At 68.4% G+C, this 23,110-nt stretch carries 21 protein-coding genes; 16 read left to right on the plus strand and 5 right to left on the minus strand.

Annotation, left to right across the window (positions count from 1 at the left end; genetic code table 11):
• Positions 1 to 109 precede the first annotated feature (109 nt).
• Positions 110 to 1,381: an RsmB/NOP family class I SAM-dependent RNA methyltransferase gene (locus AC57B8_RS16525; RefSeq protein WP_492684708.1), complete on the minus strand. Its 1,272-nt coding sequence runs from the start codon at positions 1,379 to 1,381 to the stop codon at positions 110 to 112.
• A 43-nt stretch (positions 1,382 to 1,424) separates the two neighbouring features.
• Positions 1,425 to 3,278: a M48 family metalloprotease gene (locus tag AC57B8_RS16530; RefSeq protein WP_487849068.1), complete on the minus strand. Its 1,854-nt coding sequence runs from the start codon at positions 3,276 to 3,278 to the stop codon at positions 1,425 to 1,427.
• Between the two features lie 54 nt (positions 3,279 to 3,332).
• Here AC57B8_RS16530 and AC57B8_RS16535 point away from each other — a divergent pair, with 54 nt between their 5' ends.
• Entirely contained in the window at positions 3,333 to 3,581 is a 249-nt protein-coding gene (locus tag AC57B8_RS16535; protein ID WP_062483076.1) for a DUF1653 domain-containing protein, read from the plus strand.
• On the opposite strand, the gene AC57B8_RS16540 is transcribed toward AC57B8_RS16535, so the two are convergent.
• Both AC57B8_RS16540 and purN read right to left on the minus strand, forming a co-directional pair.
• Positions 3,569 to 3,877: an I78 family peptidase inhibitor gene (locus AC57B8_RS16540; RefSeq protein WP_223301392.1), complete on the minus strand. Its 309-nt coding sequence runs from the start codon at positions 3,875 to 3,877 to the stop codon at positions 3,569 to 3,571. The two genes, AC57B8_RS16535 and AC57B8_RS16540, sit on opposite strands and share 13 nt — an antisense overlap.
• Positions 3,878 to 3,936: 59 nt before the next feature.
• Entirely contained in the window at positions 3,937 to 4,533 is a 597-nt protein-coding gene (purN, locus tag AC57B8_RS16545; protein ID WP_496480148.1) for a phosphoribosylglycinamide formyltransferase, read from the minus strand.
• A 173-nt stretch (positions 4,534 to 4,706) separates the two neighbouring features.
• On the opposite strand from purN, the gene AC57B8_RS16550 reads away from it, so the two are divergent.
• The 4 genes from AC57B8_RS16550 to AC57B8_RS16565 all read left to right on the plus strand — a co-directional run bounded on the left by AC57B8_RS16550 (position 4,707) and on the right by AC57B8_RS16565 (position 9,263).
• The gene (locus AC57B8_RS16550) at positions 4,707 to 5,888 is read left to right on the plus strand and encodes an acyl-CoA dehydrogenase family protein (RefSeq protein WP_062482930.1); all 1,182 of its coding nucleotides are present in this window, start codon (positions 4,707 to 4,709) and stop codon (positions 5,886 to 5,888) included.
• A 12-nt stretch (positions 5,889 to 5,900) separates the two neighbouring features.
• Positions 5,901 to 7,016, plus strand: a complete 1,116-nt coding sequence (locus tag AC57B8_RS16555; protein ID WP_095746552.1) for an acyl-CoA dehydrogenase family protein — start codon at positions 5,901 to 5,903, stop codon at positions 7,014 to 7,016.
• 96 nt (positions 7,017 to 7,112) lie between these two features.
• A complete protein-coding gene (locus tag AC57B8_RS16560) occupies positions 7,113 to 8,471 on the plus strand; it encodes an alpha/beta fold hydrolase (RefSeq protein ID WP_496480149.1) in 1,359 nt (452 codons plus the stop codon).
• A 6-nt stretch (positions 8,472 to 8,477) separates the two neighbouring features.
• On the plus strand, positions 8,478 to 9,263 hold the full coding sequence (locus tag AC57B8_RS16565; protein WP_496480150.1) for an enoyl-CoA hydratase: 786 nt from the start codon (positions 8,478 to 8,480) through the stop codon (positions 9,261 to 9,263).
• Between the two features lie 33 nt (positions 9,264 to 9,296).
• Here AC57B8_RS16565 and AC57B8_RS16570 read toward each other — a convergent pair whose 3' ends face one another.
• On the minus strand, positions 9,297 to 9,857 hold the full coding sequence (locus AC57B8_RS16570; protein ID WP_062480919.1) for an HNH endonuclease: 561 nt from the start codon (positions 9,855 to 9,857) through the stop codon (positions 9,297 to 9,299).
• Between the two features lie 165 nt (positions 9,858 to 10,022).
• Between AC57B8_RS16570 and AC57B8_RS16575 the strand changes: the two genes are divergently transcribed.
• The 11 genes from AC57B8_RS16575 (at position 10,023) to AC57B8_RS16625 (ending at position 23,097) form a co-directional block, all read left to right on the plus strand.
• On the plus strand, positions 10,023 to 11,060 hold the full coding sequence (locus AC57B8_RS16575) for a bifunctional riboflavin kinase/FAD synthetase (RefSeq protein WP_307694915.1): 1,038 nt from the start codon (positions 10,023 to 10,025) through the stop codon (positions 11,058 to 11,060).
• 125 nt (positions 11,061 to 11,185) lie between these two features.
• The gene (gene ileS, locus AC57B8_RS16580; RefSeq protein ID WP_496480151.1) at positions 11,186 to 14,035 is read left to right on the plus strand and encodes an isoleucine--tRNA ligase; all 2,850 of its coding nucleotides are present in this window, start codon (positions 11,186 to 11,188) and stop codon (positions 14,033 to 14,035) included.
• Positions 14,035 to 14,550: a signal peptidase II gene (lspA, locus tag AC57B8_RS16585; RefSeq protein ID WP_369646000.1), complete on the plus strand. Its 516-nt coding sequence runs from the start codon at positions 14,035 to 14,037 to the stop codon at positions 14,548 to 14,550. Before ileS ends, lspA begins: the two co-directional genes overlap by 1 nt.
• Positions 14,551 to 14,713: 163 nt before the next feature.
• Positions 14,714 to 15,733 carry a LacI family DNA-binding transcriptional regulator gene (locus AC57B8_RS16590; protein WP_496480152.1) on the plus strand — a complete coding sequence of 340 codons (1,020 nt, stop codon included), beginning with the start codon at positions 14,714 to 14,716 and terminating at the stop codon, positions 15,731 to 15,733.
• Between the two features lie 28 nt (positions 15,734 to 15,761).
• Positions 15,762 to 16,775: an extracellular solute-binding protein gene (locus AC57B8_RS16595; RefSeq protein WP_495261117.1), complete on the plus strand. Its 1,014-nt coding sequence runs from the start codon at positions 15,762 to 15,764 to the stop codon at positions 16,773 to 16,775.
• A 16-nt stretch (positions 16,776 to 16,791) separates the two neighbouring features.
• On the plus strand, positions 16,792 to 17,631 hold the full coding sequence (locus AC57B8_RS16600) for an ABC transporter permease (RefSeq protein WP_496480153.1): 840 nt from the start codon (positions 16,792 to 16,794) through the stop codon (positions 17,629 to 17,631).
• The gene (locus AC57B8_RS16605) at positions 17,631 to 18,431 is read left to right on the plus strand and encodes an ABC transporter permease subunit (RefSeq protein ID WP_495305140.1); all 801 of its coding nucleotides are present in this window, start codon (positions 17,631 to 17,633) and stop codon (positions 18,429 to 18,431) included. Before AC57B8_RS16600 ends, AC57B8_RS16605 begins: the two co-directional genes overlap by 1 nt.
• On the plus strand, positions 18,421 to 19,494 hold the full coding sequence (locus AC57B8_RS16610; protein ID WP_070062132.1) for an ABC transporter ATP-binding protein: 1,074 nt from the start codon (positions 18,421 to 18,423) through the stop codon (positions 19,492 to 19,494). The genes AC57B8_RS16605 and AC57B8_RS16610 overlap by 11 nt, the downstream gene beginning before the upstream one ends.
• On the plus strand, positions 19,491 to 20,351 hold the full coding sequence (locus tag AC57B8_RS16615) for a phosphodiesterase (protein ID WP_496480154.1): 861 nt from the start codon (positions 19,491 to 19,493) through the stop codon (positions 20,349 to 20,351). The genes AC57B8_RS16610 and AC57B8_RS16615 overlap by 4 nt, the downstream gene beginning before the upstream one ends.
• A gap of 73 nt (positions 20,352 to 20,424) precedes the next feature.
• The gene (locus tag AC57B8_RS16620) at positions 20,425 to 22,086 is read left to right on the plus strand and encodes a Na/Pi cotransporter family protein (protein ID WP_496480155.1); all 1,662 of its coding nucleotides are present in this window, start codon (positions 20,425 to 20,427) and stop codon (positions 22,084 to 22,086) included.
• Between the two features lie 354 nt (positions 22,087 to 22,440).
• Positions 22,441 to 23,097, plus strand: coding sequence for a nuclease-related domain-containing protein (locus AC57B8_RS16625; protein ID WP_070062123.1), 657 nt, complete (start codon positions 22,441 to 22,443; stop codon positions 23,095 to 23,097).
• The last annotated feature ends 13 nt before the right edge of the window (positions 23,098 to 23,110 follow it).

A 23,110-nucleotide genomic window follows, 5' to 3' on the forward strand; every position in this document is an offset into this window, starting at 1 on the left:
ACGAAGGTGCAGCCTTCAGGTAACCCGTGATTTTAGGATGTCAGGGCCAAAACGAGGCCTTTTGTCCTTCTGTCACACCGCAGATTTACCCTAGTTTGGAGCCCCGCGCCTATTTCCGGTTCCACACGGCGGCAAAAAAGCCGTCGGTGGCGTGGCGATGCGGCCACAGACGCAGGTAGCGCCGGCCGTCTTCCCCGCCCGCGCAGAGGGTTTCGGCGCCCTCCACCTTGAGCGCCTGGAGCAGTTCCGCGGCATCCATGGGCACGAAATCGGGGTTCGCGGCGGCAAAAGCCTCGGCGATGGCCTCGTTTTCCTCCGGCAGCACGCTGCAGGTGGCGTACACCAGCCGGCCACCCGACTTCACGAGCCGGGCCGCGCTTTGCAGGATGGCGGTCTGCTTGGCCGTCAGTTCGGCCACCGACTTGGCCGATTGCCGCCATTTGAGGTCAGGGTTGCGGCGCAGCGTGCCGAGCCCCGAACAGGGCGCGTCGACCAGCACGCGGTCGATCTTGCCGGCCAGGCGCTTGATCCGGTCGTCGCGCTCGTGGGCGATCGCAGCCGGGTGCACGTTCGAGAGCTTGCTGCGCGCCAGCCGCGGCTTGAGCGCGTCCAGGCGGTGGGCCGAGGTGTCGAAGGCGTAGAGCCGACCGGTGTTGCGCATCGTTGCGCCGATGGCCAGGGTCTTGCCGCCCGCGCCGGCGCAGAAATCGACCACCATCTCGCCGCGCTTGGCGTCCAGCAGCAGCGCCAGCAGCTGGGAGCCCTCGTCCTGCACCTCGATGGCGCCGCGCACGAACGCGTCGAGCTTGGTCAGCGCGGGCTTGCCGTCGATGCGCAGCCCCCAGGGCGAGAACGGCGTCACTTCAGATTTGATAGCAGCCTTCGCAAGCTCCGCCTTCACTTCGGCCCGCTTGTCGGTGAATGCATTGACGCGCAGGTCGAGCGGCGCCGGCTGCTGCAGGCTCTCGACCATCGGCCAGAAACCGTCGCCCAGCTGCGCCTTGAGCGGCGCGACCAGCCATTCGGGCAGGTTGTGGCGATGGCGTTCGAGCAGGTCGCCGGGCTGGACGGCGTCGCAGTTGTCGAGCCAGCGCTTCTCGGTGTCGTTGAGCGCGCTCTTCAAAAAGTCGCGCGGGCCGTGAAAGCCCAGGATCGCCATGCGGCGCTCCTTCGAACCGCTGCCCGAGGGCGACAGGTGATCGAACAGCAGCTTCTTGCGAAGCACGGTGTAGACGGTCTCGGCGAGCGTCGCGCGCTCGCGCGGGCCGAACTCGCGGTGGTCGCGGAAAAAGCGCGAAACGACCTGGTCGGCCGGGTGATCGAATTTCAGGACCAGGCCGACCAGATCGGCGGTGGCCTCCAACAGGGCTTTGGGATGCATAGCCCCGATTGTCTCAGCCGGCCGGCCTCGCGGCCGAAACGCCTCAGGCGCCGCGCACCCAGACGGTTCCGAAGGCCTGCCGCTCGATGTCTTCCAGCGTGGGCGAATGCCCCGCCCAGAGCACCAGCGCCGCCCCCGGCAGGGTCAGGGTCTGCTCGAGTTCGCGGCACAGGTGCCAGCGATCCTCGTCGTCGAGCCCCGGCACCTCGACGAACACGATGTACGCCCGCCGCCAGGCGAACTCGCGCAGGTTCTTGCGCACCACCCACAGCCGCGACACGGGCAGGCAACGCGCGATGTCCGCGCGCAGCTCGCCCAGCTCGTGGTCGTTCAGGTCGTGGCGCGAAATCTGGCTGAAGAACGGCGTGTCGGTGATCTCTTCCCAGGCGCGCGCCTCGGCCTCCTCCGCCTCCTTGAGCCGCGCGCGCCACAGCTTGAGCCCCTGCTCGTCGTGCGGCCCGGCTTCGGGATCTTCGAGGGACGCGACGGCGTTCTTGGCCGCCCACCAGCGGCTGGCCACGCCCGACTGGTGCAGCCGCTCGAGCACCACCAAGCGCTCGGCGCGCTCGCGCACGGGCAGCATCTGCGCCAGTCCGCGCAGCGCGCCCGGGTGGTCCGGCGCGATCCGCAGCGCGCTTTCGTAGCGTGCACGCACCGGCGCCGCCGGATCGAGCCGGCGCTCGGCGTCGGCCCACTCGACCATCTCGTCGGGCGTGTTGCGCTCGCCGCGGGCCGCCAGCACCGCGATGCGCTCACGGATGCGCGAGCGGTGCGCGTGGTGCTGCTTCCAGTCGGCGGCATGGGCGCGACGCCAGGCGTTGTCGAAATGCGAGATCCACTTGTGCTTGTCGGCCAGCATGTCCAGCGCGGGCCGCTGCGACCAGGCCGGCAGCGCCGCCTTCTGGTTCAGCGCTTCCAGCCGGTCGCGCAACACCGGGTGGGTGTCGTCCAGGTCGCTGACGCGGCGCATGGCCTCGCGCAGTGCCTGGCGCGCGAATTCCTCGCTCGGCGGCGTGCGGGCGCGCTGCCGCAAAGCAGCAAAGGGGCCGGGCGGCAGCGGCTCGCGCTCGGCGCGCGCCCAATGCCAGGGCCAGAACTCGCTGGCGTACCAGTTGCCCTTGATGGCCACTTCGGTGAGCGCGGCCGCGGCCACGGCGGTGCCGAGCAGCCGACCCGAGATGCGGTCGGCCTCGTACTCGTCCTGGCGGGCCAGCGCGAAGGTCTTGGCGGCGAAGCGCGGAAAGTACCAGCGGAAGAAGGCCTGCGACACCAACGCCATCACGCCCTCGTCGCGCTGCAGGCTGGCATCGAGCCGCAGCCACGACAGCCGCGTGCGGTAGATCCAGGCGCTCAGCCGGCCATGGTTGCCGCGCAAGTGACCGTATTCGTGGGCCAGCACCGACAGCAGGCGCTGCCGGTCCAGCATCATCAGCAGCGGCAGGCCGATGCTCAGCGAGTTGAGCGCACCGCCGAACAGGCCGAAGCGCGGCACCTGGCTGATGCTGGCGTTGAAGTTGTCGTCCAGGTAGACGCGGTGCACCGGCGGCCCCTTGATGCGCTCGCGGATGCGGTCCAGCGCCTCGAACAACCCCGGCGCGTCGGCGCGCGTGAGCGGCTCGCCGTCGGGCTCGTCGAAGTGCACCCAGAGCGCACGCAAAGTCGCCCAGAACAGGCCCAGCGCGAACACGAGCAGCCAGCCGCGGGTGAAGTTGAAACGCCCGTCGGCCACCGAGACGACCACCCAGGCCACAATGCCCACCGCCAGCCCGAGGCAGGCCAGCACCCAGAGGTAGCCGAGCGCGGCGAACGCCGCGACGCCACGCCGGTAGCGCGCGCTGTCGTCCGCACTCGCGTGCTCGCTCAGGCGAACCAGGTGAACAAAATCCGCACGGTCCATCCGACTCCCGTCAAAGACTCATCCGACAGTTGTTACCGAAGAAAGAAGCCCCCGTTGAACGACGAAGACCTCCCTCCCCTGATCGAAACGCCCCCTGGCCGCTACCGCCACTACAAGGGCGGTGAATACGACGTGATCGGCACCGTCCGCCACAGCGAGACGCTGGAGCCGATGACGCTGTACCGCGCCCTCTACGGTGCCCGCGGCCTGTGGGTCCGGCCCGCCGCGATGTTCGAAGAAACCATCGAGATCGACGGCCGCCCGCAGCGCCGCTTCACCCCGATCGACGCTCAGCCGCAGTGAACGTCCTTGACGCGGCCACGCGCGTCGACGCTGATGTTGAGCCGTCCGGGGTTGAGTTCCATCGTGACCGCTTGGTTCGGCTTGAGCACCCGTGCCGTGCCGGCGCCGGCACGTGCGCGCGCGGCGGCTTCGAGCTGAGGCGTCACCTGCTGGCCCACGGCAAAGCGGGCGCCTTCAGCGTTGCACTGGAAGACGGGTTCGGCCGGCGCGGCGGGCGCAGGCGCGGCGGCGCCCGGTGCCGGCGCGGGGGCCGGAGCGGCGCAGGCGGCCAGCAGGGCCGCGGTGGCCAACGTCAACAGTAGCGATTGGGTTTTCAAAGTTCTGTGCTCCCGAAAACCCAACAATATAAACAACTTTAAGCTTTGTGACTCAATGTATCCAACAGCCATCCAGCGATGGCGCGCGGATACAGCTGGTGCTCCTGGGACAGCACCCGGGCGGCCAGCGTGGCGGCCGTGTCATCCGGCAGCACCGGCACCACGGCCTGCGCCAGGATCGGCCCGTGGTCGAGCTCGGCCGTGACCTGGTGCACCGTCACCCCCGCCACCTTGCAGCCCGCCTCGATGGCACGCTGGTGCGTGTGCAACCCCGGAAAAGCCGGCAGCAGCGAGGGGTGGATGTTCACCAGCCGCCCGGCGTAGCGGGCCACGAAGCCGGGCGTCAGGATGCGCATGAAGCCCGCCAGCACCACCAGCGCCGGCGCGTGGGCGTCGACCGCCTCGGCCAGCGCCGCGTCGAAGGCCTCCCGGCTGTCGAAGGCCTGGTGCGGCACCACGGCGGTCGCGATGCCGTGCGACGCGGCCAGCGCCAGCCCGCCAGCCTCTGCCTTGTTGCTGATGACGGCGGCAATGCGCGCGCCGAAGCGCTCGGCCCAGCGGTCGCGCTCGGCGGCGCGCACGATGGCCGCCATGTTCGAGCCGCCGCCGGAGATCAGGATCACGATGTTCTTCATGGGAGGCCGGGATTATCCGTGCCCCGCCAACACCCCGATCAGCCTCCCGTCGACCCGCACGCTGGCGTGCTTGTCGCGACGCGGACACCGGATCGCAGCACGACCGTGCTAAAACTCGCAGTTCCGGAGACACCCCGCGTCTGCGGTGGATCGATCAACACAGCGAGGCACGCATGGATTTGAGCTTCACACCCGAAGAACAGAAGTTCCGCGAAGAAGTTCGCGCATGGGTCAAGGACAACCTCCCCCAGGAGATTTCGCACAAGGTGCACAACGCGCTCGAACTGACGCGCGACGATCTGCAAGGCTGGGCCAAGATCCTCGGCAAGAAGGGCTGGCTGGGCTACGGCTGGCCCAAGGAATTCGGCGGCCCCGGCTGGACCGCCGTGCAGCGCCACCTGTTCGAGGAAGAAACCGCCCTGGCCGGCGCGCCGCGCATCATCCCCTTCGGCCCCGTCATGGTGGCCCCGGTGATCATGGCCTTCGGCAACGCCGAGCAGCAAAAGCGCTTCCTGCCCGGCATCGCCAGCGGCGAAGTCTGGTGGAGCCAGGGCTACAGCGAACCCGGCTCGGGTTCCGACCTGGCCTCGGTCAAGACCAAGGCCGAGCGCAAGGGTGACAAGTACATCGTCAACGGCCAGAAGACCTGGACCACGCTCGGCCAGCACGGCGACTGGATGTTCAACCTCGTGCGCACCAGCAACGAAGGCAAGCCCCAGACCGGCATCAGCTTCCTGCTGCTGGACATGAAGTCGCCCGGCGTCACCGTGCGCCCGATCAAGCTGATCGACGGCGGCGTCGAGGTGAACGAGGTGTTCTTCGACAACGTCGAAGTGCCCGCCGAGAACCTGATCGGCGAAGAGAACAAGGGCTGGACCTACGCCAAGCACCTGCTCTCGCACGAGCGCACCAACATCGCCGACGTGAACCGCGCCAAGCGCGAACTCGAGCGCCTCAAGCGCATCGCCAAGAGCGAAGGCGTGTACGACGACCTGCGCTTCCGCGACGAGATCGCCAAGCTCGAAGTCGACATCGTCGCCCTCGAGATGATGGTGCTGCGCGTGCTGTCGGCCGCCACCTCGGGCAAGAACTCGCTGGACGTGGCAGGCCTGCTCAAGATCCGCGGCAGCGAGATCCAGCAGCGCTACGCCGAGCTGATGATGCTGGCCGGCGGCCCCTACTCGCTGCCGCTGATCCGCGAAGCCATGGAAGCCGGCTGGCAAGGCAACTTCCCCGGCGGCAACCCGGCGCTGGCACCGCTGGCATCGACCTTCTTCAACATGCGCAAGACCACGATCTACGGCGGCTCGAACGAAGTCCAGCGCAATATCGTGGCGCAAACCGTCCTGGGCTGAGGAGACACCAACATGGATTTCAATTTTTCGGAAGACCAGGACCAGCTGCGCGACGCCGTTCGCAAGTGGGTCGACAAGGGCTATGACTTCGAGCGCCGCCGCGGCATCGAGGCCAAGGGCGGCTTCTCGCGCGAAGCCTGGGACGAACTGGCCGAGCTCGGCCTGGGCGGCCTGTACATCAGCGAAGACGACGGCGGCCTGGGCATGGGCCCGGTGGCCGGCATGGTCGTGATGGAAGAACTGGGCCGCGGCATCGTGCTGGAGCCCTTCGCGCAGACGCTGATCGCAGGCGCCGTGCTCGGCGGCTACGCCGACGCGGCCACCAAGGAAAACTGGCTGCCACGCATCGCCGGCGGCCAGGCCCTCGTGGTGCTGGCCTACCAGGAGCGCAAGGCACGCTACCGCCTCGACGTGTGCGAGGCCACGGCCACCAAGTCGGGCAACGGCTACTCGCTGACCGGCGCCAAGAGCGTGGTGCCCGTGGGCGACGAAGCCGATGCCTTCATCGTGCCCGCCAAGGTCGACGGCAAGATCGCCCTCTTCCTGGTCGAGCGCAGCGCCAGCGGCGTCGAAGCCCGCGGCTACGGCACGCAGGACGGCGGCCGCGCGGCCGAGGTCGTGTTCGACAAGGCCGACGCCACGCTGGTCACGGCCGACGGCCTGGCCGCGCTCGAGTACGCGGTCGATGTCGGCATTGCCGCCACCTGCGCCGAAGCGGTCGGCGTGCTCGACAAGACGCTCGACGTCACCATCGACTACATGAATCAGCGCAAGCAGTTCGGCGTGGTCATCTCCAGCTTTCAGGCGCTGCGCCACCGCGTCGCCGACATGAAGATGCAGCTGGAACTGGCACGCTCGATGAGCTACTACGCGACGCTCAAGCTCAACGCCCCGGCCGACGAACGTCGCCAGGCGCTGGCCCGCGCCAAGTACCAGCTGGGCACGTCGATGCGCTACGTGGCCGCGAACTCGGTGCAGCTGCATGGCGGCATCGGCGTGACCGACGAATACATCGGCAGCCATTACTTCCGCAAGCTCACGCAGCTCGAGCTCACCTTCGGCGACACGCTGCACCACCTGGGTGAGGTTTCTGCCCGCATGCAGGACACGGCCGGCGTCTTCGCCTGACGGCTGTTTGTCGATAGCATCCAACGCCCGCCCGCCTTGCGCCGGCGGGCGTTTTCACTTGTGGGGCCCGAGCCCCCTGCCAGGAGAGAGACAGACATGCCTTCCCGCCGCACCCTGCTTGCCTTGGCCCTTGCCGGAACCACCGCCGTCACCTGGCTGACCGGCTGCGCCACCTCCGCGCCCTCTTCCACCGAGCGCCCACCCATCGTCTTCATGCACGGCAACGGCGACTCGGCCGCGCTGTGGCAGACCACGATCTGGCGCTTCGAATCGAACGGCTGGCCGCGCGAGCGGCTTTTCGCCGTCGACCAGCCGAATCCCCTGGCCCGCGACGACGACGCCGTGGCCCAGCCGGGGCGCAGTTCCACCGCCGACTCGGCCGCGTTCCTGCGCGCCGAGGTCGAGAAGGTGCTGAAGGCCACGGGCGCGCCCAAGGTGGTGCTCATCGGCAATTCGCGCGGCGGCAACACCATCCGCAACTACGTGCAGAACGGCGGCGGCGCGGCCGTGGTGAGCCATGTGGTGCTGGGCGGCAACCCGGCGCACGGCATCTGGAAGGTGAAGGGCCTGCGCGAGAACAACGAGTTCTCGGGGCTCTCGGCCTTCATGCAGCAGCTCAATGCACCCAAGGGACCCAACGGCGACGAGGTCACGCCCGGCGTGCAGTGGCTCACGCTGCGCTCGGACACCAACGACAAGTACGCCCAGCCCGACGGTCTGTGGATCGGCGCGCCGGGCCAGCCGACGAACATCGGCTTCGACGGGCCGGCCCTCAAGGGCGCCACCAACCTCGTGCTGCCGCGCGTGGACCACCGCGAGACCTCGTTCTCGCCCTCTGCCTTCGCGGCGACCTGGCGCTTCCTGACCGGCCAGGCGCCGGCCAGCACGGCGGTGGCGCCGGAATCGAAGGTCGTGCTCGACGGCCGCGCGACCGGCGCGGACAACCTCGCGCTGGCCGGCGCGCGCGTCACGGTCTTTGCGGTCGACCCGGCCTCGGGCGCGCGGCGCGGCGAGGCGGCGCACCAGCAGACGGTCGGCGCCGACGGCCGCTGGGGCCCGTTCAGCGCGCAGCCCACGGCGCGCTACGAGTTCGTGCTCGACGTGCCCGGCCAGGGCACCACGCACATCTACCGCAGCCCGTTCGTGCGCAGCAGCGGCTTCGTCAACCTGCGGACCGAGCGCCTGGCGCCGGCCGAGAGCGGCGCGGGTGCGGTGGTCGTCTTCACGCGCCCGCGCGGCTACTTCGATGCGCAGCGCGACACGATGAACTTCGACGGCCAGAGCCCGCCGCCCGGCGTGCCGGCCCAGGGTGCGGGGCAGTCGAGCTCGCGGCTGCGCATCGCGGCCGGCGCGCCGCAGCGCACGGTCAGCGCCGAGTTCAACGGCGAGCGCCTCACCGGCCAGAGCTGGCCCGCCGCGCAAGGGCACGCGACGGTGCTCGAGCTGACGTACTGAACGGCCATGAACGACACGGCCCCCTTCGTCCTGACGGCGCGCGACGCGCGCGGCGTGGTCACGCTCACGCTGAACCGCCCCGCCGCCTTCAATGCGCTTTCCGAAGGCATGCTGGGCGCGCTCGAACAGGCGCTCGGCACCATCGCCGCCGATGACACGGTGCGCGCCGTCGTCATCGCCGCGGCGGGCAAGGCCTTCTGCGCGGGCCACGACCTGAAGGAGATGCGCGCCGACCCCTCGCTCGGCTACTACCAGCAGCTGTTCGACCGGTGCGGCGCGATGATGCTGTCGATCCAGCGGCTGCCCGTGCCGGTGATCGCGCGCGTGCACGGCATCGCGACCGCGGCGGGCTGCCAGCTGGTGGCGGTCTGCGACCTTGCGGTGGCCGCCAGCGACGCGCGCTTTGCGGTCAGCGGCGTCAACGTGGGCCTCTTCTGCGCCACGCCCGGCGTCACGCTCTCGCGCAACCTCGGGCGCAAGGAAGCCTTCGAAATGCTGGTGACGGGTGAATTCATCGGCGCCGAGGAAGCGCGCGAGAAAGGCCTGGTCAACCGGGTCGCGCCGCCCGAAGCGCTCGACGCTGCGGTCGAGGCACTGGTAGCCAGCATCGTCGCCAAGCCCCGCACGGCGCTCGCGCTGGGCAAGGCGCTGTTCTATCGCCAGCTCGAGACCGGCATCGAGGCCGCGCTGGCGGACGCCAGCCAGACCATGGCCTGCAACATGATGGACAAGAGTGCGCTGGAAGGCGTGCAGGCCTTCATCGAGAAGCGGCCGCCGGCCTGGAAGGGCTGAATCAAAAAAGAGGCTCAACGCCTCTTTTTGTTTTCAGATGTCGTGCAACCGGGACGACTGCGGCAGGTGCGCCATCAAAAACTCCATCTGGTCCGCCAGGATGCGGCGGTTGCGCAGGATGAAGTCTTCCCACAGGCTCGGCACATACGGCGCATACAGCAGCGGCATGTTCGCCTGCTCGGGCGTGCGGCTGCTCTTGCGGTGGTTGCAGGGCTTGCAGGCCGTGACCACGTTCATCCAGGTGTCGATGCCGCGCTGCGCGAACGGAATGATGTGCTCGCGCGTGAGTTCGTCTTCGTGGAAATGGCCGCCGCAGTAGGCGCAGATGTTGCGGTCGCGCGAGAACAGCTTGCTGTTGGTCAGGCCCGGGCGCTGCGCGAAGGGGTTGATGCGCGGCACGCCCTTGGTGCCGATGATGCTGTTGATCGCGATCTGCGACTGCTCACCCGTGATCGCGTTGTGGCCGCCACGGAACACGGCCACCTGCGCGCCCACTTCCCAGCGGACTTCGTCCGCCGCGTAGTGGATCACCGCCTGTTCCAGCGATATCCATGACTGGGGCAGCCCTTGGGCCGACAGCTTCAAGACCTTCACACACGCCTCCTCGAAACGAGAAAAACACGCAGAGACCAGAGACTCGGAATGCGTTGGCGACTCACGCCAACCCACCCACTGCGTCACAATATACCGGCTTTGTGACAAATCGGCCTGATTTGCCCATACGACGGGCATCAGGCGCTATCAAAAAGATACTCTCCCATGCAGGTTTTCCGCGGCTTCCGACACCCGGGCGTAGCTCCGGCCTGCGCCCTCACGATCGGCAATTTCGACGGCGTCCACCGCGGCCACCAGGCCATGCTGGCGCTGTTGCAGACCGAGGCCCGCCATCGCGGGCTGCCCAGCTGCGTGCTGACCTTCGAGCCGCACCCGCGCGACTACTTCGCGGCCGTCACCAAGAAGCCCGACCTGGCCCCTGCCCGCATCGGCACGCTGCGCGACAAGCTGACCGAGCTGGCGGCCTGCGGCGTCGACCAGACCATCGTGCTGCCCTTCGACGGCCGGCTGGCGTCCCAGTCGCCCGAGGCGTTCATCCAGAACGTGCTGATCGACGGCCTGGGCGCGCGCTACGTGCTGGTGGGCGACGACTTCCGCTTCGGCGCCAAACGCGCGGGCGACTACGCCATGCTCGATGCCGCCGGTGAAACCCACGGTTTCGACGTCGCGCGCATGAACAGCTACGAGGTGCACGGCCTGCGGGTGTCCAGCTCGGCCGTGCGCGAGGCGCTGGCCGAAGGCCGCATGGCCGACGCCCACACGCTGCTGGGCCGCCCGTACACGATCTCGGGCCATGTGGTCCACGGCCGCAAGCTGGGCCGGGCGCTGGGCGCGTCGTCGCCGGGCAAGGACGACGGTTTTCGCACCCTCAACCTGCGCTTCAAGCACTGGAAACCGGCCGCCAGCGGCATCTTCGCGGTGCTGGTGCACGGCCTGGCCGACCAGCCGCTGCCGGGTGTCGCGAACCTCGGCGTGCGGCCCTCGTTGGACGCCAACGACGTCAACGCGGGACGCGTGCTGCTCGAGACGCATTGCCTGGAGTGGCCCTCGCATCTGGGGGCCGAAGGGGCCTACGGTAAAATCGTGCGCGTGGAACTCCTGCACAAACTGCACGACGAATTGCGCTACACCAGCCTCGAAGCCCTCACTGCGGGCATCGCGAAGGATGGCCGCGACGCACGCGCGTTCTTCGCATCGACCCACGCCGAGACCCACCGCCAGACCACGCGCGACCGAATTTAGCCCTGCACGCCCCGTGCTGCCGCCCTTCGACAAGCTCAGGGCGAACGGCTATATCTTCCGCACCGACCGCTCAATGCAGTTCGGGCTGAGCCTGTCGAAGCCCCTCTGTTTCGCCGCACCCCAACATGTCTGACGCTGCTTCCCCCAAAGATTACCGTTCCACGCTGAACCTGCCCGACACCCCCTTCCCGATGCGCGGCGACCTGCCCAAGCGCGAACCGGGCTGGGTCAAGGAATGGAACGACGAAGGCCGCTACCAGCGCCTGCGCGACGCCCGCCACGGCGCGCCCAAGTTCATCCTGCACGACGGCCCGCCGTACGCCAACGGCCAGATCCACATGGGCCACGCGGTGAACAAGATCCTCAAGGACATGATCACCAAGGCGCGCCAGCTCGAAGGCTTCGACGCGCTGTACGTGCCCGGCTGGGACTGCCACGGCCTGCCGATCGAGAACGCCATCGAAAAGCAGTTCGGCCGCAACCTGAGCCGCGACGAGATGCAGGCCAAGAGCCGCGCCTACGCCACCGAGCAGATCGCCCAGCAGATGGTGGACTTCCAGCGCCTGGGCGTGCTGGGCGAATGGGACCATCCCTACAAGACGATGGACTTCGCCAATGAAGCCGGCGAGCTGCGCGCGTTCAAGCGCGTGATCGAGCGCGGCTTCGTGTACCGGGGCCTGAAGCCCGTGTACTGGTGCTTCGACTGCGGCTCCTCGCTGGCCGAATTCGAGATCGAATACGCCGACAAGAAGAGCCAGACCATCGACGTGGCCTTCAAGGCGCACGAGCGCGAGAAGGTGCTCAAGGCCTTCGGCACCGACCACACGATCCTGGGCGACATCTTCGCGGTGATCTGGACCACCACCGCGTGGACCATCCCGGCCAACCAGGCGATCAACCTCAACCCCGAGCTCGAGTACTCGCTGGTCGACACCGAGCGCGGCCTGCTGATCCTGGCCAACTCGCTGGTCGAGATGTGCATGACGCGCTACGCGCTCGACGGCAAGGTGCTGGCCACGGTCAAGGGCGAAGCGCTCGGCGGGCTCGAGTTCGAGCACCCGCTGTACGACGTGGATGCGGGCTACCAGCGCCTGTCGCCCATCTACCTGGCCGACTACGCCACCGCCACGGACGGCACCGGCCTCGTGCACTCGTCGCCCGCCTACGGCGTGGACGACTTCAACTCCTGCATCGCCCACGGCGTGGCGTACGACGACATCCTGAACCCGGTGCAGGGCAACGGCAGCTACGCGCCCGACTTCCCGCTGTTCGGCGGCCAGAACATCTGGAAGGCCGTGCCGGTGATCATCGCCGCGCTGCGCGACGCCAACCGACTGCTGACCACCGAGACCATCACCCACAGCTACCCGCACTGCTGGCGCCACAAGACGCCGGTGATCTACCGCGCGGCCGCCCAGTGGTTCGTGCGCATGGACGAAGGCGAAGGCGTGTTCACGAAGGACAAGGCGCCCAAGACGCTGCGCCAGACCGCGCTCGACGCCATCGAGCAGACCAGCTTCTACCCCGAGAACGGCAAGGCCCGCCTGCACGACATGATCGCCGGCCGGCCCGACTGGTGCATCAGCCGCCAGCGCAGCTGGGGCGTGCCGATCCCGTTCTTCCTGCACAAGGATTCGGGCGAGCTGCACCCGCGCACCATGGAAATCCTCGACCAGGCCGCCGACATCGTCGAGAAGGGCGGCATCGAGGCCTGGAGCCGCGTCACGGTCGAAGACATCCTGGGCGCCGCAGACGCACCGAGCTACACCAAGAGCACCGACATCCTCGAGGTGTGGTTCGACTCGGGCTCGACCTTCTCGCACGTGCTGCGCGGCACGCACCCCAACGTGCACCACGAAACCGGCCCCGAAGCCGACCTGTACCTCGAAGGCCACGACCAGCACCGCGGGTGGTTCCACTCGTCGCTGCTGATCGCCTGCATGCTGGAAGACCGCGCACCGTACAAGGGTCTGCTCACGCACGGCTTCACGGTGGATGCCAAGGGCATCAAGATGAGCAAGTCGCTCAAGAACGGCATCGACCCGCAGGAAATCAGCAACAAGCTGGGTTCGGAAATCATCCGCCTCTGGGTGGCCGCGAGCGACTACTCGGGCGACATCGCGGGCGACGACAAGATCCTCGCGCGCGTCGTCGATGCCTACCGCCGCATCCGCAACACGCTGCGCTTCCTGCTCGCGAACACCAGCGATTTCGACATCGCGAAAGACGCGGTGCCGCTCGACCAGCTGTTCGAGATCGACCGCTACGCGATGTCGCGCGCGGCGCAGTTCCAGGCCGAGATCCTCGCGCACTACCAGGTGTACGAGTTCCATCCGGTGGTGGCCAAGCTGCAAATCTACTGCTCGGAAGACCTGGGCGGCTTCTACCTCGACATCCTGAAGGACCGCCTCTACACGACGGCGCCGGGCTCGCTCGCGCGCCGCAGCGCACAGACCGCGCTGTGGCACATCTCGCAAGCCATGCTGCGCTGGATGGCGCCGTTCCTGAGCTTCACGGCCGAAGAGGCCTGGAAGATCGTGGGCACCGGCAAGGCCGGCGAGTCGATCTTCACGCAGACCTACAGCCAGTTCGCCGCACCCGACGAAGCACTGCTCGCCAAGTGGGGCCGCATCCGCGAGATCCGCGACGGCGTCAACAAGGACATCGAGGCGGTGCGCGCCGAGGGCAAGGTCGGTTCGTCGCTGCAGGCCAACCTGCAGCTGAACGCACCGGCCGACGACCTCGCGCTGCTGGGCTCGCTGGGCGACGACCTGAAGTTCGTGTTCATCGCCTCGGCCGTGGCGCTGGCGGCGGGCGACACGCTGTCGACCGTGGTCACGCCGAGCACCGCGCAGAAGTGCGAACGCTGCTGGCACTACCGCGAGGACGTGGGCCACGACCCGGCGCACCCGACCATCTGCGGCCGCTGCACGAGCAACCTGTTCGGCGCGGGCGAATCGCGCAGCGTGGCCTGATGGCGACCGCACGCTCCGCCTCGTCGGCCTCGCGTTCGCGCGGGGCCAGCATCTGGCCCTGGCTCGGGCTGGCGGCGATCATCGTGATCATCGACCAGTTCACCAAGACGCTGATCCTGGGCTACTACAAGCTCGGCGACGCGACCTACGTGACGAGCTTCTTCAACGTCGTGCGCGCGCACAACACGGGAGCCGCCTTCTCGTTCCTGGCCGACCACTCGGGCTGGCAGCGCTGGTTCTTCACGGCCATCGGCGTGGCGGCGGCGATCTTCATCGTCTGGATGCTGCGGTCGCACGCCGGCCAGAAGCTCTTCTCGTTCGCGATGGCCTGCATTTTGGGCGGCGCCATCGGCAACGTGGTCGACCGCATGATGCACGGCTACGTGGTCGACTTCCTGAGCTTCCACTGGGGCAACTGGTACTTCCCGGCGTTCAACGCAGCGGACAGCGCCATCACGCTCGGGGCGATCTGCCTGATCGTCGACGAAATCCGGCGAGTGCGCCGGGGCAAGTAAGCCAGTTCTAGACCAAAGGGGCCCACGGGCCCCTTTTTCTTTGGGCCGCGTGCTGCGCCAGCGGCCCCGGGGTTCTCCCCACTTCCCCACCCTGTCATCGCGAAGTCATACTGCGCCGGTCCAATGTAATCGATTACATGAACCCCACCACGGACCCCGCACGATGAGCATCCAAGCTGTAGCCGCCCAGGCCGGGGTCTCCGTGGCCACGGTCTCGCGCGCCTTCAATTTCCCCGACAAGGTGACGCCGGCCACGCGCGAACTGGTCGAGCGCGTGGCGCGCGAACTCAACTACCTGCCCAACGCCAGCGCCCGCACCTTGCGCACCCAGCGCAGCCGCACGCTCGGCGTGGTGCTGCCCACGCTGTTGAACCCGACCTTTGCCGAATGCCTGCAGGGCATTGCGCGCGCGGCCGTCGCGGGCGGCTACGCGATCCTGCCGGTCACCACGGGCTACCGGCTCGACGAGGAAGAGCGCGCCGTCCAGCTGCTGCTGGCGGGCAACGTCGACGGGCTGATCCTCGTGGTGTCGAACCCGTCCACCTCGGCCGCGCTGCAGCGCCTGCAGGCCGCCGGCGTGCCCTACGTGCTGGCCTACAACCGGCACGCCGACCACCCCTGCGTGTCGGTCGACAGCGAAGGCGCGGTGGCCGATGCGGTCACACGGCTCGTGCTGCTGGGCCACCGGCGCATCGCGATGGTCAGCGGCACGCTGGCCGCCTCGGACCGCGCGCAGCAGCGCTACCGCGGCTACCAGCGCGGCATGGCCGAAGCAGGCCTTGCAGCGCCGCCGCTGATCGAAGTGCCCTTCGTCGAGACCGCCGTCGATGCGCTGTGCGCGGAGCTGCGCCCGGGCAGCCGCCCCACCGCGCTGGTCTGCTCGAACGACCTGCTGGCCATCCGCAGCATCCGCGCCGCGCATTTGAGCGGCCTGGCGGTGCCCGACGACCTCAGCGTGGTCGGCTTCGACGGCATCGCGCTCGGCGAAGACCTCACGCCCGCGCTCACCACCATCGCGCAGCCCAACAGCGACATCGGCCGCCACAGCGTCGAGCTGCTGGCGCAGGCGATCGCCGGCGGCCGCGCGCTGCAGGCCGACGCGAGCCTGCTGCTGCCCCATGCCTTCCGAGACGGCGAGTCGTGCGCGAATGCGCGCGAAGACAACGACGCCGCACTGTCCTGACCTCACCACCCCTCCCAGGAGTTTTTCCATGTCCCTGCGCTTTCACCGCCTCGCCCGCCTCGGCGTGCTGGCCGCCGCCCTCGTCGCCGCCGGCGGCGCCATGGCCCAGACCGCCATTTGCTACAACTGCCCGACCGAATGGGCCGACTGGGGCACCCAGCTCAAGGCCATCAAGGCCAGGACCGGCATCACCGTGCCGGCCGACAACAAGAACTCGGGCCAGTCGCTCGCGCAGCTGGTCGCCGAAAAGGCCAGCCCCGTGGCCGACGTCACCTACCTCGGCGTGACCTTCGCGGTGCAGGCCGCGAAAGACGGCGTGGTCGAGCCCTACAAGCCGGCCGCCTGGAAAGACATTCCCGACGGCCTGAAGGACCCCGCCGGCAACTGGTTCACCATCCACTCGGGCACGCTCGGCTTCATGGTCAACGTCGATGCGCTCAAGGGCAAGCCGGTGCCCAAGTCGTGGGCCGACCTGCTCAAGCCCGAGTACAAGGGCCTCATCGGCTACCTCGACCCCGCTTCGGCCTTCGTGGGCTACGTGGGCGCCGTGGCCGTGAACCAGGCGCGCGGCGGCACGCTCGACAACTTCAAGCCGGCCATCGACTACTTCAAGGCGCTGCAGAAGAACGAGCCCATCGTGCCCAAGCAGACCTCGTACGCGCGCGTGCTGTCGGGCGAGATCGCGATCCTGCTCGACTACGACTTCAACGCCTACCGCGCCAAGTACAAGGACAAGGCCAACGTCGCCTTCGTCATCCCCAGCGAAGGCACGCTGGCCGTGCCCTACGTGATGAGCCTGGTCGCCAAGGCGCCGCACGCGGCCGATGCCAAGAAGGTGCTCGACTTCACGCTGTCCGACGAAGGCCAGGCGATCTGGGCCAAGGCCTACCTGCGCCCGGTGCGCGCCAGCGCCATGCCCAAGGAGATCGAGGCGCAGTTCCTGCCCGCGAGCGACTACGCCCGTGCCAAGACCGTCGACTACGCCCGCATGGCCGACGCGCAGCGTGGCTTCTCCGACCAGTACCTGAAGGAAGTGCGCTGACCCGGCGCCGCGCGCGATGACACGCAGCACCACCACATCCAACTCCAACGCCTGGAACCCGCGCTGGCGACTGCTGGCCTGCGTCGCGCCGGCGGCCGTCTTCTTCGCGGCCTTCTGGCTGCTGCCGGTGGTGCGCCTGCTCGCGCTGCCGGCCGACAAGGGCGCCGCCACCTACTTCGCGGTGCTGACCGATGCACGCTACCTGCACAGCATGGCCAACACCGTCGCGCTGTCGGTGGCGGTGACGCTGGCCACGCTGGTGCTGGGCGCGGCGGTGGGCATCTACCTCGCGCGCCACGCCTTCCCGGGCAAGCGCATGCTGCTGTCGCTGCTCACGCTGCCGCTGTCGTTCCCGGGCGTGATCATCGGCTTCTTCGTGATCCTGCTGGGCGGGCGCCAGGGCGTGGTGGCCGACCTGAGCGACAGCCTGTTTGGCGAGCGCATCACCTTCGCCTACGGCCTGCTCGGCCTCTTCCTGGCGTATCTGTATTTCTCGCTGCCGCGCGCCATCGCCACCTACGCCGCGGCGGCCGAATCGATGAACACGCAGCTCGAGGAAGCGGCGCGTTCGCTCGGCGCCTCGAAGCTGCGCGTGGCGCGCGACGTGTGGATGCCCGAGCTCGCGCCCACCACGCTGGCCTGCGGCGCCATTTTGTTCGCCACCTCGATGGGCGCCTTCGGCACGGCCTTCACGCTGGCCAGCAAGTTCGAGGTGATCCCCATCACCATCTACAACGAGTTCACCAACTACGCCAACTTCGCGCTCGCCGCGTCGCTGTCGATCTCGCTGGGCATCGTGACCTGGCTGGTGCTCTTCGTGGCGCGCCGCTTCGGCGCCAACCCGGTCACCCGATGATGAAGACGCCTTCACAACCCCGCGCCCCTTTCCTGCTCGCCATCACGGTGATCGTGAGCCTCTTCATGATCGCGCCGATGCTGCTGTCGGTGATGGCCGGCCTCGTCAACAACTACAGCGTGGGGCTCAAGAGCGGCCTCACGCTGCGCTGGCTGGGCGAGGTGTGGGAGAACTACGGCGGCACCGTCGGCTGGTCGCTCGCGCTGGCCGTGGCCTGCGTCGTGTGCACCGTGCTGATCGGCGTGCCCTGCGCCTACACGCTGGCACGCAGCCGCTCGCGCGCGGCGCGCATCTTCGAAGAGCTGCTGACCCTGCCGGTCGCAGTGCCGGGCCTGGCGACGGCGCTCGCGCTCATCCTCGCCTACGGCCAGCTCACGGCCTTCCGCCAGAGCTTCGCCTTCATCCTCGTGGGCCACATCGTCTTCACGCTGCCCTTCATGGTGCGCACCGTGAGCTCGGCCTTCCAGCGCGACGACCTGCTCGCGCTCGAGGAAGCCGCGCGCTCGCTGGGCGCGAACTTCCGCCAGCGCTTCATGGGCATCCTCGTGCCTGCGGTGTTTCCGGCCATCGTGGCCGGCAGCCTGATGGTGTTCACGCTGTCGGTGGGCGAGTTCAACCTCACCTGGATGCTGCACACGCCGCTCACGCGCACACTGCCCGTGGGCCTGGCCGACAGCTACGCCTCGATGCGCATCGAGATCGGATCGGCCTACACGCTGGTCTTCTTCGCAGTGATCCTTCCCGTGCTGTGGGGCCTGCAGTACCTTGCCAACCTGATGCAGAAACGCCATGGAACTTGAACGCATCCCCGTCGACATTTCGAACTGCGCGAAGACCTATGCCGACGGCACGCGCGGCCTGCAACCCACCAACCTCAAGGTCGAGGCCGGCGAGGTGCTCGCGCTGCTCGGCCCCTCGGGTTGCGGAAAGACCACGCTGCTGCGCCTCATCGCCGGGCTCGAAGCACCCGACGACGGCAGCCGCATCGTCTTCGGCGACCAGGACGTCACGCAGCGTCCGGTCGAGCACCGCGGCGTGGGCATGGTGTTCCAGAGCTACGCCCTCTTTCCGCAGATGACGGTGGCGGCCAACATCGGCTATGGCCTGCGCATCCGCGGCGTCTCGCCCGAGGAAGAGAAACGCGCCGTCGGCGAGCTGGTCGACCTCGTGCGCCTGGGCGGCCTGGAGAACAAGCGCCCCGCCGAACTCTCGGGCGGCCAGCGCCAGCGCGTGGCCCTGGCGCGCGCCGTGGCCGTGCGCCCGCGCGTGCTGCTGCTCGACGAGCCGCTGGCCGCGCTCGACGCCAAGCTCAAGGAATCGCTGCGCGACGAACTGGCCGAGCTGCTGCGCCGCCTGCACATCACGGCCATCCACGTCACACACGACCAGCAGGAAGCGCTCGCCATCGCCGACCGGCTCGCCGTGATGCGCGCCGGGCGCATCGTGCAGGTCGGGCGCGGCGAAGACCTGTACCGCGCGCCTGCGCACCCCTTCGTGGCCGAGTTCCTGGGCCGGGTCAACCGGCTGGAGCGCGCGGCCGACGCCATCGCTCAGGGCGTTGTCCGACTCGGAGGGTCGTCGCTGCCCTGCCCCGCGCCCTGGCAGCAGCATGCGACGCTGCTGGTGCGGCCCGAAGACATCGAGGTCGGCGCGCCCCCGCCCGGCGAGGCGCCCGGCTGGGGCCGCGCCACGGTCGAACGCCGCACCTTCCTCGGCGACCGCGTGCAGCTGCACCTGCGCCTGCAGGACCAGCCCGTGCTGGTGGCCGACGTGGGGCGCGACAACCCCTTCGGACCGGGCGACGCGGTGGGCCTGCGCATCCCGGCCGACCGCCTGATGACCTCGCAGGAAACCCGCGCATGACGACCACGACCACGCCCCCCAACACCTTCCTGGTCCAGCTGACCGACCTGCACATCCGCGAGCCCGGCCGGCTGGCCTATGGCCGCATCGACACCGCGCCCTACCTCGCGCGCGCCGTGCAGTCGGTGCTCGCGCTGCGCCAGCCGCCCGACGCGGTGGTCATCACCGGCGACCTGACCGACTTCGGCCGCGCCGCCGAGTACGAGCACCTGGCCGCCCTGCTCGCGCCGCTGACGATGCCCGTCTACCTGCTGCCCGGCAACCACGACGACCGCGACCAGCTGCGCCGCAGCTTCCCGGGCCACGCCTACCTGGGCACGGGCGCCGACACGCACGGCTTCGTGCAGTACTCGGTGCGCGTGGGCGACCTGCGGCTGCTCACGCTCGACACCTGCGTGCCCGGCGCCAGCCACGGCACGCTGTGCGAGCGGCGCCTGGCCTGGCTCGAGGCGCAGCTCGACGCCTGCCGCCACGAGCCCGTGGTGGTCGCCATGCACCACCCGCCCTTCGAGACGCTGATCGGCCACATGGACGAGATCGGCCTGCTCGAGGGCGCCGACGCGCTCGAAGCCCTGCTGCGCCGCTACACGAACGTCGAGCGCGTGATCTGCGGCCACCTGCACCGCGCCATCGACGTGCGCTTCGGCGGCACCATCGCCTCGACCTCGCCGGCGCAGGCGCACCAGGTCTGCCTCGACCTGGCGCCCGACGCCGCCTCGGCCTGGACGCTGGAGCCGCCCGCCTTCCGCGTGCACGCCTGGTCTGCGGCCGGGCGCCGGCTCGTCACCCACCTGGCGGCCTCCGGCAGCTTCGAAGGGCCTTATCCTTTCCACGACAACGGAGCCCTGATCGACTGAAGCGTCTACTTGTGGAAAATGGGGCTGAAACGAATCAAAACGAAAACAAGAGAAAGGTCAGACCCCGCCCTCCATGAAGCACCTTCTGAATCTGCTTGCGGCCGTCGCCCTGCTGGTGTGGGGCACGCACCTCGTGCGCACCGGCGTGCTGCGCGTCTTCGGCGCCAACCTGCGCAAGATCCTCGTGCAGAGCATGCGCAACCGCTTCACGGCCGCGCTCTCGGGCATCGGCGTCACGGCGCTCGTGCAGTCGAGCACGGCCACCTCGCTCATGACCTCCTCGTTCGTGGGGCAGGGCCTGGTCACGCTGCCGGCGGCGCTGGCGGTGATGCGGGGCGCCGACGTGGGCACGGCGCTGATCTCGGTGCTGTTCTCGGCCGACCTCTCGTGGCTCTCGCCGATGTTCATCTTCGTGGGGGTGGTGTTGTTCATCACGCGCTCGGCCACCGTGGCGGGGCGCGTGGGGCGGGTGCTGATCGGGCTGGGGCTGATGCTGCTGGCGCTGCAGCTGGTGGTGGCGGCCACCGAGCCGCTGTTCTCGTCGCCGGCCGTGCGGGCGCTGCTGGCGTCCATCACCAGCGATGTGCTGCTGGAGATCACGCTCGGCGCCGCACTCGCCATCGTGGCGTACTCGAGCCTGGCGGTGGTGCTGCTGGTGGCAGCCATGGCGAGTTCGAACGTGGTGCCGCTCGACGTGGCGCTGGGCCTGGTGCTCGGCGCCAACCTGGGCAGCGGCCTGCTGGCGGTGCTGACCACGGCGCGCTCGGCCGTGTCGGTGCGGCAGGTGACGGTGGGCAACCTGCTGTTCAAGGCGCTGGGCGTGGCGCTGGTCACGCCGTTCGTGGGGCTGTGGGTGCGCTACGTGCAGCCCCAGCTGCCGAACCAGACGCACGGCGTGGTGCTGTTCCACCTGGCGTTCAACATCGTGATCAGCGTCGGCTTCATCGGCCTCACGCAGTGGGTCGCCAAGCTGGTGACGCGCATGCTGCCCGTGCCGCCGCAGCCCGTGGGCACGAGTCGGCCGCACCACCTCGACCCTTCGGCGCTGTCGACGCCTTCTCTCGCTATTTCTAACGCGGCGCGCGAGGCGCTGCACCAGGCGGACATCGTGGAGACCATGCTCATCGGCACGCTCGATGTGATCCGCAACAACGACCTGCGGCTGGCGCAGGAGCTGCGGCAGCTGGACGACACGGTGGACGAACTGTACTCGGCGATCAAGTACTACATGACGCGCATCTCGCGCGAGGCGCTGGGCGAAGAGGAAAGCCGGCGCTGGACGGACATCATCAGCTTCACGATCAACATGGAGCAGATCGGGGACATCATCGAGCGGGTGATCATCGATATCGAGGACAAGAAGATCAAGCCGCAGCGCAACTTCTCGGAAGCGGGGATGGCGGAGATCGTCGAGTTGCACCAGCGGCTGGTTGCCAATCTGCGGTTGAGCATGAGTGTGTTCTTGAACGGCAATGTTCGTGACGCGCAGAAGCTGCTGGAAGAGAAGGCGCGGTTTCGGGATCTGGAGCGGGCCTATGCAACAACCCATCTGGATCGGTTGTCGGATCGGACCACTTTGAGCATCGAGACGAGTTCGCTGCACATCGATCTGATCAGCGATTTGAAGCGGATCAATTCGCATATCTGTTCGATTGCTTATCCGATTCTTGAGTCTGCGGGGGCGTTGGCGCCTAGCCGGCTTCGGGAGTCTCGGTTGGAGAAGATTGAGGGTTAGTCGTTTGGGGGGCTGAGGCCGGGTCTCGCCCCGGCGGGCGACTCACTTTCTTTTGCTTCGCCAAAAGAAAGTAAGCAAAGAAAAGGCGACCCTACTGTCTGCGTCCCTCCGCTTCGCTACGGGCAACCTGCGGTGCTCACGTTTCGCGGGGTCTCGCCCAAACTCGCTTCGCTCAAACAAGGGCGAGCCCTGATCCGCGAAACGCTGCGCTCCTCGGCGCATACAGAAGGGGTTGGGGCCCTCACAGGCCTTTGCTTCGCTCGGCCTGGGGACGGTGGGGTGGTTTTGGCTATGGCCTCGTACCAGAAATCTCCTAAAAGGCCGGCAATGCTCGGGGCTTCGAAGGAGTTCGACATGACCATTGTTCTGCCGCAAAGCGCGGTCGCCGCGTCGCTCGGGGTGCAGCAGCTCGCCACGGCGTTCAGTCCGGCGTTTTCGCACCTGCGCATTCTTCGCAACCTCATCATTCCGATGCCCTCCGGTTGCGCGGTGCCCACGGCGCGCATCGATGCGGTGATCGTGTGCGAGACGGGTGTCTACCTGTTCGAGATCAAGGCCTGGCGCAATGCGTTCGTCTACCGCAAGAAGTCCGACGAGGCGCCGCCACGCTGGTTCCTGCGGTTGCATGGCTGCACGCGGGCGCGTGAAGTGAAAGACCCGGCCTGGCAGGGCGGGCGCAAGACGACGCAGCTGCGCAGTCTGCTGCCGGACGACCTGCGGCTGCAGTACTTCGTGCTGCTGCCGTGCGAGGGCGTGGAGTTGGAGGGCGTGATGCCTGCAGCGGTGATCACGCAGCAGGACCTGCCGTACATCGCGCGCCTGGTGCGCAACAACGGGCGCACGGCGCGCACGTACCCGCTGCTCGACGCGCAGGCGGTCGATCGCACGGTGCAGCGGCTGCTGGAGATCCAGGGCGATCTGTCGCTGGAAACGCATGCGCAGAACTGCCGCGAACGCATCGAACGGCCTGCGGTGGCGTGGCCGGCGGTGAACGCGATGGGGTTGCAGTAACGACTGCTCACCA

It is taken from the genome of Variovorax sp. BGA-UO-ETr-C22 (assembly GCF_059567965.1).